13 protein-coding genes are annotated in these 12,034 nt (G+C 56.9%); 11 read left to right on the top strand and 2 right to left on the bottom strand.

Features of this window, described 5'->3' with window-relative positions:
* From WAW39_RS29705 to WAW39_RS29660, 10 genes are all read left to right on the top strand, one after another.
* The coding region (locus tag WAW39_RS29705) for a heavy metal translocating P-type ATPase (protein WP_422323301.1) at positions 1 to 1,461 on the top strand (1,461 nt) is incomplete at its 5' end.
* 26 nt (positions 1,462 to 1,487) lie between these two features.
* Positions 1,488 to 2,090, top strand: a complete 603-nt coding sequence (locus WAW39_RS29700) for a YegJ family protein (RefSeq protein ID WP_422323299.1) — start codon at positions 1,488 to 1,490, stop codon at positions 2,088 to 2,090.
* Between the two features lie 19 nt (positions 2,091 to 2,109).
* Positions 2,110 to 2,547, top strand: a complete 438-nt coding sequence (locus WAW39_RS29695; RefSeq protein ID WP_422323298.1) for a hypothetical protein — start codon at positions 2,110 to 2,112, stop codon at positions 2,545 to 2,547.
* Positions 2,548 to 2,720: 173 nt separating this feature from the next.
* The gene (locus WAW39_RS29690; protein WP_422323296.1) at positions 2,721 to 3,632 is read left to right on the top strand and encodes a cation diffusion facilitator family transporter; all 912 of its coding nucleotides are present in this window, start codon (positions 2,721 to 2,723) and stop codon (positions 3,630 to 3,632) included.
* 18 nt (positions 3,633 to 3,650) lie between these two features.
* Positions 3,651 to 4,166 (top strand): MgtC/SapB family protein, encoded by a 516-nt coding sequence (locus tag WAW39_RS29685; protein WP_422323294.1) that lies wholly within the window; start codon positions 3,651 to 3,653, stop codon positions 4,164 to 4,166.
* Between the two features lie 347 nt (positions 4,167 to 4,513).
* Entirely contained in the window at positions 4,514 to 6,787 is a 2,274-nt protein-coding gene (locus tag WAW39_RS29680; RefSeq protein WP_422323292.1) for a bifunctional SulP family inorganic anion transporter/carbonic anhydrase, read from the top strand.
* A gap of 745 nt (positions 6,788 to 7,532) precedes the next feature.
* Positions 7,533 to 7,772 (top strand): hypothetical protein, encoded by a 240-nt coding sequence (locus WAW39_RS29675; protein WP_422323290.1) that lies wholly within the window; start codon positions 7,533 to 7,535, stop codon positions 7,770 to 7,772.
* Between the two features lie 194 nt (positions 7,773 to 7,966).
* Complete coding sequence (locus WAW39_RS29670) at positions 7,967 to 8,275, top strand: hypothetical protein (RefSeq protein ID WP_422323288.1); 309 nt, start codon at positions 7,967 to 7,969, stop codon at positions 8,273 to 8,275.
* Between the two features lie 23 nt (positions 8,276 to 8,298).
* Positions 8,299 to 9,273 carry a DUF2314 domain-containing protein gene (locus tag WAW39_RS29665; protein ID WP_422323286.1) on the top strand — a complete coding sequence of 325 codons (975 nt, stop codon included), beginning with the start codon at positions 8,299 to 8,301 and terminating at the stop codon, positions 9,271 to 9,273.
* Between the two features lie 329 nt (positions 9,274 to 9,602).
* Positions 9,603 to 9,908 carry a hypothetical protein gene (locus tag WAW39_RS29660; RefSeq protein WP_422323284.1) on the top strand — a complete coding sequence of 102 codons (306 nt, stop codon included), beginning with the start codon at positions 9,603 to 9,605 and terminating at the stop codon, positions 9,906 to 9,908.
* A 401-nt stretch (positions 9,909 to 10,309) separates the two neighbouring features.
* On the opposite strand, the gene WAW39_RS29655 is transcribed toward WAW39_RS29660, so the two are convergent.
* Entirely contained in the window at positions 10,310 to 10,966 is a 657-nt protein-coding gene (locus WAW39_RS29655) for a peptidoglycan-binding protein (RefSeq protein WP_422323282.1), read from the bottom strand.
* Positions 10,967 to 11,181: 215 nt separating this feature from the next.
* Here WAW39_RS29655 and WAW39_RS29650 point away from each other — a divergent pair, with 215 nt between their 5' ends.
* Positions 11,182 to 11,568, top strand: coding sequence for a hypothetical protein (locus tag WAW39_RS29650; RefSeq protein WP_422323280.1), 387 nt, complete (start codon positions 11,182 to 11,184; stop codon positions 11,566 to 11,568).
* 145 nt (positions 11,569 to 11,713) lie between these two features.
* On the opposite strand, the gene WAW39_RS29645 is transcribed toward WAW39_RS29650, so the two are convergent.
* Positions 11,714 to 11,926 (bottom strand): hypothetical protein, encoded by a 213-nt coding sequence (locus tag WAW39_RS29645; RefSeq protein ID WP_422323278.1) that lies wholly within the window; start codon positions 11,924 to 11,926, stop codon positions 11,714 to 11,716.
* Between the last annotated feature and the right edge of the window lie 108 nt (positions 11,927 to 12,034).

Here is a 12,034-nt window from a genome sequence, read left to right as displayed (position 1 = left end):
CCTCTTGATGGCGAAATATTGAAAGGAACCTCCGCCGTCAATCAAGCCCCCATCACCGGGGAGTCGATGCCAGTGGAGAAAAAGCCCGGCGATGGCGTATTTGCCGGCACTATCAATGGTTCAGGCTCCCTGGAAGTGCGCACCACCAAGGCGAGCACCGACAGCACCATTGCCAAGATCATCCATCTTGTGGAGGAGGCGCAGTCTCAAAAGGCTCCGTCTCAGCGCTTTGTTGATGTTTTCGCCCGCTACTACACTCCCGCCGTCATGGTCGCCGCCGTGCTCGTTATGCTCCTGCCGCCTCTGCTCTTCGGCGCTGTGTGGCTCACCTGGGTCTATCGCGGCCTCGTACTGCTGGTCATCGCCTGCCCATGCGCCCTCGTCATCTCCACTCCCGTATCCGTCGTCTCCGGCCTCACTGCCATGGCGCGGCGCGGTGTCCTCATCAAAGGCGGGGCAGTGCTGGAGGCCGTTGGCAAACTCAAGGCCCTGTGCATGGACAAAACCGGCACCATTACTGAAGGCAAACCGCGCGTGACGAAGGTCATCAAGGTGAACTCAAAAGACGAAATCGAGGTCATCCGCATTGCCGCCGCCATCGACACCCACTCCGAGCATCCGCTGGCGCAGGCCGTCGTTACGTATGCAAACGAGAAGAAGGTCGAGTTTCCGCGCAGCGAAAACTACCAGTCTCTCGACGGACGCGGCGCCGAAGCCGACCTCGATGGCCACCGCTACTTCGTCGGCAATCACCGCCTTGCGCATGAACTCGGTGTCTGCTCGGCCGAAATCGAGCAGCAGCTCGCGGCCATTGAAGCCGAAGCTTTATCGGTGATCGTCGTGGGCCATAAACCGCACGGTGGCTGCAAAGGCGAAGTGCTTGGCATCCTCGCGGTCGGTGACACCATGCGTACCAATGCCCCAGCCGCCATCGCGGCCCTGCATCGCGCAGGTATCACCAAGATCGTCATGCTCAGCGGCGACAACCAGCGCACCGCCAGCGCCATTGCCAAGCAATGTGGCATCGACGAGGCACTGGGCGACCTTTTGCCCGACCAAAAGATCGAGCGGGTGAAAGCCCTCATCGCCGACTTCAAATATGTCGGCATGATCGGCGACGGCGTGAACGATGCTCCCGCCATGGCCGCCGCCAGTGTTGGCATTGCCATGGGCGGGGCAGGCACGGACACCGCCATCGAAACCGCCGACATGGCCCTCATGCAGGATGATCTGGGCATGGTTGCCGAAGCCATCATACTGGGACGTCGCACCGTTGGTATCATCCAGTTTAACATCGCGTTTGCCCTTGCCCTAAAAGCCATCTTCCTCGTCCTCGCCCTGCTCGGCCACACCAGCTTGTGGCTGGCGATCCTCGCCGACACTGGAGCCACGCTGCTGGTCATCGCGAATGCCCTTCGACTTCTGCGCGGCGCTAAAGCACCCGCGCAAGCCAGCAAATAAACAAGAAACAACAAGCAAACTAGATCATGAGAACAACAACCACAATCGGTTATCAGCGCGCCCAGTCCGCTGACACCCGCAACATACACCACCCCGCCGCGCAAGCAGCCACCTGGATGAAGCCCATCACCCTGGCCCTGTTCACTGTCATCCCGTTTCTCACCACAGGGAAGCTTGCGGCGGATAGTCCCGCCCAGCCAGCGAGCATCTCTGGTGCGCCCGCTTCTGTACATGTGCATGATGCCGACAAAGCCATGGACGAGGCGGTGCATGAGGCGCAACGCACGCTGGGAAAGTTTACCACCGCGCTCACTACTCCCAAATCCGGCCAGAGCGGGTTTGCACTGAAGAAACGCTGCACCAAAGGCGACACATGCGAGCACCTGTGGCTGGCCTCCGTCCACTTCGACGGCCGCGACCTGCGAGGGAAAGTCGACAATGACCCGGTCGAACTGAAGACACCCCGGCTGGGGGAAGAAGTTTCCGTGCAGCCGGAGGAAATCACCGACTGGATGTACGTCGAAAACGGTCGGCTCGTGGGCGGCTACACCTTGCGCGTCTATTACAGCAGGCTTTCAGCCGCTGAGAAAAAACAGTTCACCAAAACCATGGGCTTTACCCTGGAATAACCGTCCAATAAACACATCTATGAAAACTCAAACATCCAATATGACAGTGGCTGTCCTTGGCCAGACTAGTCCCGCATCGCTCAAGGGCAGCCCCCTTCGTTCGGCATTCGTCCGTGCAGCGCTCTTGCTCACAATCATGGTCGGCCTGAGCAGCTGCGAAGTTCCAGGCATAGGTTATGGCGGCGGATATGGCAGCAGTTATGGGCGCAACTACAGCGGCGGCATCAGCAGGTATGCCAACGCCTATTCCAGCTACCCCCGCTCCACGGGTTACAGCTACGGCGGCTACCCACGCTCCTCTGGTTACAGCACTCCGCGCAACTTTGGAGGCAGCAGTTCGAGGCACAGCAGCAGCTATGGCGTTCAGCACAGCTATGGCCGGAGTTTCGCACGCCCCAGCTATGGTGGCGGCGGGCATGGCGGCGGCTTCAACGGCGGCGGCCGTGGCCGGCATTGATTCAAGCCTATGCTGCTTTAGATAAAAACAGACGCTCCTAAGCACTGTCCTCTTCATGAGAGCCATCGGCATCGCCACCGCTGCCATGGCTCTCATGTCACTAGTTGCACAGCCAACACAAAACCTACGCATGGATGCAAACCAATCAGCCCCCTCAAGCAGACGATTCCCCTATGCCGGATGAGCCCGCCATTCCTGTGTCGGGCACAGGCTCATCATTGGATCGCGGGAAGTTGCGCAAGGTCTTCGCGCTGACCTTCAGCTACTTCATCGTCGAAGTGATCGGGGGCCTCGTCACCGGCAGTCTTGCGCTGCTGGCGGACGCAGCACACATGCTGACCGACGTTGGAGGTCTGGCCCTGGCGCTTTTCGCAAGCTGGATGTCAAGCAAACCCGCAACACCCGCGCGCACCTATGGCTACTACCGCGTGGAAATTTTCGCCGCGTTGATCAATGCCGTCGTTCTCTTCGGCATATCGTTCTGGATTCTGTATGAAGCGTGGCAGCGTTTTCGCGACCCACCGGCCGTATCGAGTCTCCCCATGCTCGCTGTGGCGGCGGTGGGCCTCGTCATAAACATTCTCGGAATGCGGATGCTCAAGAAGGGATCGGAGGAAAGCCTGAACATGCGCGGTGCCTATTTCGAAGTTGTGAGCGATCTGCTAGGATCTATCGGCGTGATCGTCGCGGGGGTGATCATGCTCACCACCGGTTGGTATTATGCAGACCCAGTGTTCAGCGTCGTCATCGGCCTTTTCATCCTGCCGCGCACCTGGAAGCTCATGTTCGAAGCCGTGGACATTTTGCTGGAAGCCACCCCCGCGCGAATCAACCTCGCCGAGGTGGAAAAGGCGCTGCTCGTCAGTGGCGGTGTGACCGCAGTGCATGATCTCCATGTCTGGACGATCACTTCGGGCATGGATGCGGTGAGCGCCCACCTTGTCCTCGTGCCTGGAGCGACACTGGAAACGGGCTGGGAGCTTGTGCAGACTATCCGCGAGCGGCTTCGCAAAGATTTCGACATCGCTCACGCCACTCTCCAGCTCGAACCGCCAGGCGTCATGCCGGAGCAATATTTTATCTGATCAGGCAAACCCCATCTTATGAGTCCCGCAGAAACTCCTTATCAAATCATTGGCGAAGTCGCCGTCGCGATGATCCTAGGAGGGCTGATCGGCCTGGAACGCGAAATGGCGCACAAACCTGCCGGCATGCGTACGCACATGCTCGTGGCTGGCATGGCAGCGTTGCTCGTCGGACTTGGCAGTGTGATGGTGCTGCGCTTCAGCGACGGCATCTCCCCGACGATCATGCGTTTCGATCCCATGGGGCTCATCGGGGCGATTATCTCCGGCGTGAGCTTTCTGTGCGCAGGCACCATCTTCCGGCTGGAGAGCCAGCAGCGTGTGGAAGGGCTTACCACTTCTGCAACACTGCTGATGGCCTGTGCGCTCGGCATCTGCGTGGCCCTGCGGGAGTTTCTGCTTGCCAGCATAGTCACGACCATGGTGCTCACCGTCGTCTGGGTGGTGGGCCGCATCGAGCGATGGCTGCATCGCGACTGCCAGGAGCACACGCATAAAAAAACGACATCCTCCGACACAACAATGAATAAGTGATCTGCATGAGAAAATTGTCGCTTCTTGATCCTGTTCTTCGTCGCCCGAACGCTGTCTAGGCGCTTCGAGACCATTTATCTACAGCCAGGCAAGCTTCGCTTCTGAATATCTGCGACTGCCGCACACATTCAGTCACCCTTTTCCTTAACTTCGGCTTGCGAATCATATGCACAATTCTGCGGGTGATCAAAGCCCGCTCCACACTCACCCGCCCAGGCCTTATGCCGGGCGCTCTTTGAACACTCGTAAAAAGCCATCGAATCGCTTCCAACTTTCAGACCTTCTCAAGCATCCTCCTCTTGGTCGTTCATCTAGAACAACTCACTTTCTCGCAAAATTTCATTCTCATGAACTCTCTCTATTTCAAATCTCTCCCCCGTGACATGAACGCCGGTCTCGTGGTGTTTTTAGTCGCACTGCCCCTTTGCCTTGGGGTGGCCCTGGCATCGAACGCTCCGCTCTTCTCGGGCATCATCGCAGGCGTCATAGGCGGCTTGATCGTTGGCGCTATAAGCGGCTCTCATACCAGCGTCAGCGGCCCTTCCGCTGGCTCAACCGCTTTGGTCGTCGCTCAAATAGCAGCGCTTGGAAGTTTCGAGGCATTTCTGGTAGCGGTCATGCTGGCCGGGCTGATTCAAATCGCCCTGGGTGGCTTCAAGGCCGGATTCATCGCATCCTTTTTCCCATCAAGCGTTATCAAGGGATTGCTCGCCGCCATTGGTGTGATTCTAATCCTCAAGCAGATCCCACACGCCCTCGGTTATGATGCGGCTCCTATGGGGCATAATTCGTTCCATCAGACCGGCAACACGAACACTTTTTCCGCACTGGTCGAGACATGGTTCAATATTCAGCCTGGAGCGGCATGTGTGGGTCTAGTTTCTGTGGCACTGCTATTGACATGGGACAGAATCAAATGGCTGAAGAATAGTCCGGTTCCAGCACCTTTGGTTGTCGTCACCGTGGGCATAGTCATGAGCCTGTTGCTCCGGAACGCAGGCGGTCATTGGGCGATTGCTCCTTCTCATTTGGTTCAAGTTCCGGTGGCAGATTCCATTCAGGGCTTGCTTAAATTTCTCAACCACCCGGACTTTAGTGTGTTGAACAATTCCAAAATTTACATGGCGGCAGTCACGATAGCCCTCGTCACATCACTGGAGACGCTTCTGAACCTTGAAGCTGTGGATAAGATCGACCCAGAACAGCGATCCAGCCCACCCAACCGCGAGCTTGTGGCCCAGGGGATCGGTAATGTCGCGGCAGGTCTTCTCGGCGGACTTCCGATATCCAGCGTCATTGTCCGCAGTTCCACGAACATCAATGCGGGCGTCAAAACCAAGTCGAGCACTATCATTCACGGGATGCTGCTGCTTGGTTGTGTTACGTTGATCCCGACCCTTTTGAACTATATCCCGCTCTCAGTCTTAGCGGGCATCCTGATCGTCACAGGCCTTAAGCTCGCCAGCCCGAAGCTCGTGAAGCAAATGTGGAGCGAGGGGCGTCCGCAGTTCCTTCCCTTCATCATCACAGTCGTGGCTATCGTGCTGACCGATCTCCTGGATGGCATTCTTATTGGCCTCGGTGCTGCCGTCTTCTTCATACTGCACAGCAACATGCGCCGGCCGATGAAGAAAACCATGGAAAAACATGCCGCCGGAGATGAAGTTCTTCGCGTCGAACTGGCCAACCAAGTCAGTTTCCTGAGCCGCGCAGCCCTGGAAGCAACGCTCCGCGAAGTTCCCCGAGGAGGTCACCTGCTGCTCGACGCCAGCGAGACTGACTACATCGACCCGGACATTCTTGACCTGATCACCGACTTCAAGACAACCACCGCCGAGGCACGCGGAGTTCAAGTCAGTCTCGCGGGATTCAAAGACCGTTACCCTAAGCTTCAGGACCGCATCCAGTATGTGGACTACAGCAGTCGAGAGGTTCAGAGCGGGCTGACACCACGGCGGGTGCTGGAAATTTTCCAGGAGGGAAATCAGCGATTCCTCACCGGCAACCGTCTGGTCCGCGATCTGGGCCGCCAGGTCGGGGCAACCTCAGCCGGCCAGTTCCCGATGGCGGTGGTACTAAGTTGCATGGACTCCCGCACTCCGGCGGAACTGGTCTTTGACCTGGGGTTGGGGGACATTTTCAGCGTTCGGGTAGCAGGTAACATCGCCCGTGACAAGGTGCTCGGAAGCATGGAATATGGCTGTGCCGTCGCCGGTGCCAAGCTCATTCTGGTGATGGGCCACACAGCCTGCGGGGCGGTGAACGCCGCGGTTGATCTCATCTCCAGTCACAAGACGGTGGGCGAGGCCACGGGCTGCATGAACTTGAGTTCTCTGATTGCGGAAATTCAGCAATCAGTGGACCGCTCCAAATGCGAGAACTCCGGTCAATGGTCACAAGTTGAAAAGACAGCCTACGCCAATGAGGTCTCACGTCGAAATGTTCTGCGGACAATGCGCATGATTCGCGAACGCAGCGCCACTTTGGACGGGCTGGTGAGCAGTGGCAAAATTGCAATCGTAGGTGCAATGTATGACATCACCACAGGTGAGATCGTGTTCTTTCAAACTCCTGAATCCGCTGTGGAAAAACTCCCGATAACCATGGCAGCCGGGGTGTAAAGCGCTCTGCCCACAATAGAACGCACTAACGACTATCGATGATCCCAAGCTTGGGAAACGGCGTCAAACACGGCAACAATGGCGCGCACCTCAGCGTCCCTGGCATCCATCTAGATTTTCGGGGCCATTCTGGACACCACTAAACAGTAGCTAGGCCACACTTTGCCTGTAAGCCCCTTACTTCCGCTCTAGCGGTGTTTAGCAATCCAAATTCAGAAGACGGCAAATTTACGTAAGCGTCACGCGGAGTGCCATCTGAGAGTGCTGGTATTATAAACGTCGTTGCAGACCAGCTACGACGTTTATGGATACGACATCGATCATCTGAAGACAGACAGCCGTGGACGGGTGCGCGTGCCGTCGCAGCGGCGTGAGGAACTGGTTCTGGAATTTCAACACAGTGGGGTTCCGGCCACGAAGTTCGCGCAGCTGGCCGGGGTGCGCTTATCAAACCTTTGCGACATGGGGGAGAAGGATAAAAAGCGGCGTTCCACGACAGACGCGGCTAGGCCAAGGCACATGAGCCTGCTCACCGTAGGACAGTGGTGCGCCCATAGACCGGGCGCACCATTCCCTTGGTTTGAATGCCAGACTTGGCTCAGGCTTTCGACTCGCTTGACCCAGCGCACGTCCGGCATGCCCCGGCACACTTGCGGCAGGCGGCTGCGCAGTCGTTGTCACCCAGTTGCTCGCATGACTGCGCGCAGGCCTCGCACACCTCAGCGCATGCCCCACAGGTGATGTGGTGAAGATGGGAGTGCCGCAGCATGAAGTCATGCGCTGTGTGGCAAATCTGGGAACAATCCTGCAGCAGGCCGATGTGATGAGCATCGGCATGTTCGCCACCTTTCTTCAAGCAGTCATGGATCGCGTGAAGACAGATATCGTGGCACTCTTCGCATGCATGGATGCAATCATGCATTTCCGGGGTCTGATGTTTGTGGATGTCTTGCATTGGAGCCTTTCGGTTGGTTGGGTTGGTTAATATCGCCTCAAGACCGTCTGGGGTCTCTCAGCCGGAAGTGCGTTCGTTTCTCGCGCGCGTTTTGAGCGTTTAAATATTCAGTCTTCGATTTTCACCGGTGATCTGAGCCGTGGGCAGGGGTTACACCCTATAGCGAAATCGTTCCCGTGCTGCGATGGAATAAAGAGTGACCAAACCCTCGAACCCATGACCTGATGATTTTGAAACTGAAACCCATCCCATCTTCCTCCCGCTGCATGCGGCGAATGAGCCTGCTGCTCTGTAGTGTGCTGTTCCTTCTCGCGCTGCCCGCCATCGCCAAGGACAAGCACCGTGGCAGCAAAAATCAAACTCACCACTACAGTCCCCGCTACATCAGCCCTCCCCGATACTCTCCCAATGGGCATTACAACCCTCGTCCCGCGTACTCGCCAAATTATCGTGGGCAAAGCCGCCACCGTTACAGCAACTACGGCAACAGCAATCACAACAGCATCGTCAACCAAATTCTCCGCCGTCTATGAAAACCCCCATCTTCCAAGCGCCAATGAGTCGTCGCATTGCCCTGCTCTCCACCTGCGGCCTGCTCTCCTTCGGCCTGCTCCAGGCGGAGGTTCCCGCCAAACAGACTGAAAACGTTGAACGGACCTCCTCTCGCATCGTCTCTCTGGTTCTGCTGCTGAGTGAACCGCGGACGCTGGAGGCGACCTCGGTGTCAAAGGCAGCCTCAAAAGCCTGGGGCGGCGAAGTGCCTGAAAGCGCTGTTACCACCATGGATTCGATCTTTGTGGTGAAAGGCACCTCCGGCAGGTTTGCCATTCACAGTACGGCCAAGCCCTACTTCACGGAGAGCGACAAGCTCGCCGCAGAAATCAAAGATCCGGCCCTTGCTGAAGGGATTCGGAAGCACCACGCCTGGCTCTCGGTGGACTGGCTGGAGAAAAATAACGAAACAGACCTGCGCGGTGTTTATCAACAAATCGGCAAGCTCATCGCGCAGTTCGTGAGCAAGGAAACTCTCGCCATCTACAGCCCTGATACGGATCAGTTCCATCCGAATGACTCGGAGCTGGTCATCGCCCATCTGCAAAGCGAGGATCCGCTCGAAGGCCTGAGTGACAACGACGAGACCGCTTCCCTCCGCACGGTTTCCATCCCCGACGACGAGCCTCGCTTGATCGCGGCGCGCGCTGAAGCCAAAAAGAACTGGCCTGAATTTCTCCAGGCTTTCCAAGCTCGGAGCAAAGATCAGAGCTTTTCCGTCAAGGGTCCGATCATGGAAGGTGAGAACAGTGAGTTCATGTGGCTGCATGTCACCAAGATTGATGACAAGCTCGTCCACGGCCTGCTGGACAACAATCCCGTGGCCCTGAAGGAAGTAAAGCACGGTGCCGATATCCACATCCCCATCGCCGATGTGGATGACTGGCTCTACACTACCGGCCCTGGCAAAGACGATGTCAAAGGTGGGTTTACCCTGCGCGTGTTCGATGATCTGACGCAGGCTGAGTCCAAAAAATAATGCGGCCCAAGTTCGAAGCAGCCAACCCTGCTGGGAGCAGCCCTCCCAGCAGGGTTGTTTGTGGCTGGTTCCTGCTACTGCTGGCCGCGCCCATGTTGTGCTTCGCTGGATGCCGCCTGCCGCGCTGAAAATCAGCAGCCCCCTCAGGATCTCGAATACTAAAAGCTGTCACGCACCAGCAGCGCGTGGTGAGCGAGGAGCCCCCGAGACATTGTCCAGCCGCTGCGGGGAGAAATATTTCGAAGAACCTCGAATAAGCCCCTCAGACCCTCGTCTCATGTTCACGCCGCAAGAATACGGCAACCAATAAATCCGGATCACCACTCATCATGAAAAAACTCATCACCCTCCTCGCTCTTACCGCCAGCTTTGCAGTTCTCGCTCCTTCCACTTCGCATGCGTTTGAGGGCCACGGCTCCAGCCGCAACTCCTCGAACAACTGTGGCTCATGCGGCACGCCGTTGTCCCGGGAACACGCCGTCACGGGCTATGACCGCCACAGAAACCCCGTGTATGGTTACCGCACCGCCAGCCACAACTGCCGCCCAAGCAACGGTCATCGCAGCAATCTACGGGAACATGGCAGCGCGCCCACCTTCCATTCGAACCTTGGCGGACGCGATGGCCGTCATTGAGCCACCCAAACAGGAGCGCGTCTGACAGAAAGACCCCGCCGTAACCTATTACGGCGGGGTTTTGACGTCCATTAAGATGGCGTTCAATGGTGGTGATGCGGCCCGCCCGGGCAGTAATGCTCATGGTGCATGCGGGAATGATATCGATGTGGCGGATGGTCGGAATCCACACCGCAGTGCACCGTGCTGCCGTCATCATTCCCGGCTGAGCTGTAGCCAGGACGAGCATACGGGTTGGAGTATGACGTGGGCCCAGATGAATAGGGGGTGCCAGACAAATTCTGGCCGCCACCCGGCGGATAGGGCATGACACAACTACTTGAGAGGAGACCCAGAACCGAGCAGACTGAGGCAGGAATGAATAAGCGTGTTTTCATATGGGCTGATGGCGAAGCGAAGAGTCAAGGTCTGTTCAAGTATTCAGTGATCGCGCTGCGTGAGATGCGCCATGAGGAGCCGATCTGTTTGCCGCTCAGCGCGCCTTTTTCCAAAAGGGCGACAACCTCCGCCTCAGACACACGCATTATTCCAGCGGCTTCGGCAGGAGTCAGAACATCACCTGCGCCGCCCGCCAATCCCGGCGCTGGGGCTTGGCCCTGCATGGGGGCTGCTGTCCCATAAACGGGTGCGGCGATGCCCATTGCCGTAAACAGTGCGGCATCAATCATGCCTGTGATTGGGAGCCCTTTGGCCCGTTGATAACTGCGGATCGCATCGGCAGTTTCCGGGCCATAGATGCCATCGGCCTGGTGATGTTCATGCTGATAATAATGTCCAACTGCGAGAACACGCTGGATTTCGACGACCATCGGGTCGTAGTTGCTAGCGTAGTTCCTGCCGCCGTGGCTGTGACCGCCGTCAGGCTGGTGTCCGCCGCCCGGACAGTAATGATAGTGCGTGCCAGAGTGGTAATAGTGCGGGCGATGATCGTAGTCCGTCTGGCAGTGGCGGGATGTCGCTGACCCGTGCTGATGATGGCTGTGTTGGGCTTCCGCTGTCGTTGCCAAAGCAAAGGCAGACATGAGGATAATAAAGGTGCTTACAAGATGTGTGTTCATGGTTTGATCGAGATATAACCGTTTCTTAGCAAGAAGGCACCTAGATTGGCAGCAGTGTCAAATGGGATGAAAATAAAATTACTACACCTAATCTACAATTTATATGAGGCGTCAATTTGACCCGAAAGCAATAAAACCCTAGTTTTGCATGAATAACATCCACCGCACTACGTCGGACCATTTGTGCTCTCATCACATCCATCAACACCACCACTATGAAACACCTCGCACGCCTGACCGTAACTCTTGGCCTTGTCATTTTTCCCGCCATCTCGTTCGCCGGAGATCCGCATCACTCCGCCTCACAGCACGGCAGTCACAACTCAGGGCATAGTAGCGGGCACGGCGGCAACCAGCATTACACACCAAACCACGGCGGCGGACACGGCGGCTACCCACATTATGCACCCAGCCCCAGCTATGGACACGGCGGCTACCAGCACTATGCGCCAAACTCCCCACACAGTGGCTATCAGCCTTCCACACCAAACCACGGATATGGTCACAGCTCTGGGCACGGCTCCAACCACAGCAACAATGGCGTGCATCTCAGTGTGCCTGGCATCCATCTCGACTTCGGTGGTCATTCCGGGCACCACTAGCCGGTGTCTCTTCACAACCCCACAGTCCCTGTTGCCTATGGCCCGTTGAGATCCCTCAAACAAGGTGGGGATCGGCGGCTGCTTCGTGGAATGGGACCTCTCATCTCCAAATGCTTGCGCATTGACACTATAATGGTGTTTTTCATCAAATGGCGAAGACGAAAATTGCATCCTGCGTCAGGCATGGTTGGTTCTGTGAAAAATTCGCCCTCCCTTCGCGTTTGGTTAGTGCTGTGGGGTTATGATTTGATTCATAATTTAGCAGATCCGCTTGCGCACGCGGCACCACCAAAATCCTCACCATGACTAACCGAAACAAAGAAATCGCGAAATTTTCTACGGAGAGAAGTCGTTTCATGCCGTCACCCACGCTTACTTGCTGTTCTCAGGCACCAAACTGACCGTTATGGTATCACCACCTCGCCAGCATTGAATGCGATGTCTGTCCTCCTCAGCACAGTTGTCG

It is taken from the genome of Prosthecobacter sp. (genome assembly GCF_049294395.1).
GTDB lineage: Bacteria > Verrucomicrobiota > Verrucomicrobiia > Verrucomicrobiales > Verrucomicrobiaceae > Prosthecobacter.
Note: the sequence above shows the minus strand (reverse complement) of the source record. Positions and strands in the feature narration are given on the sequence as shown.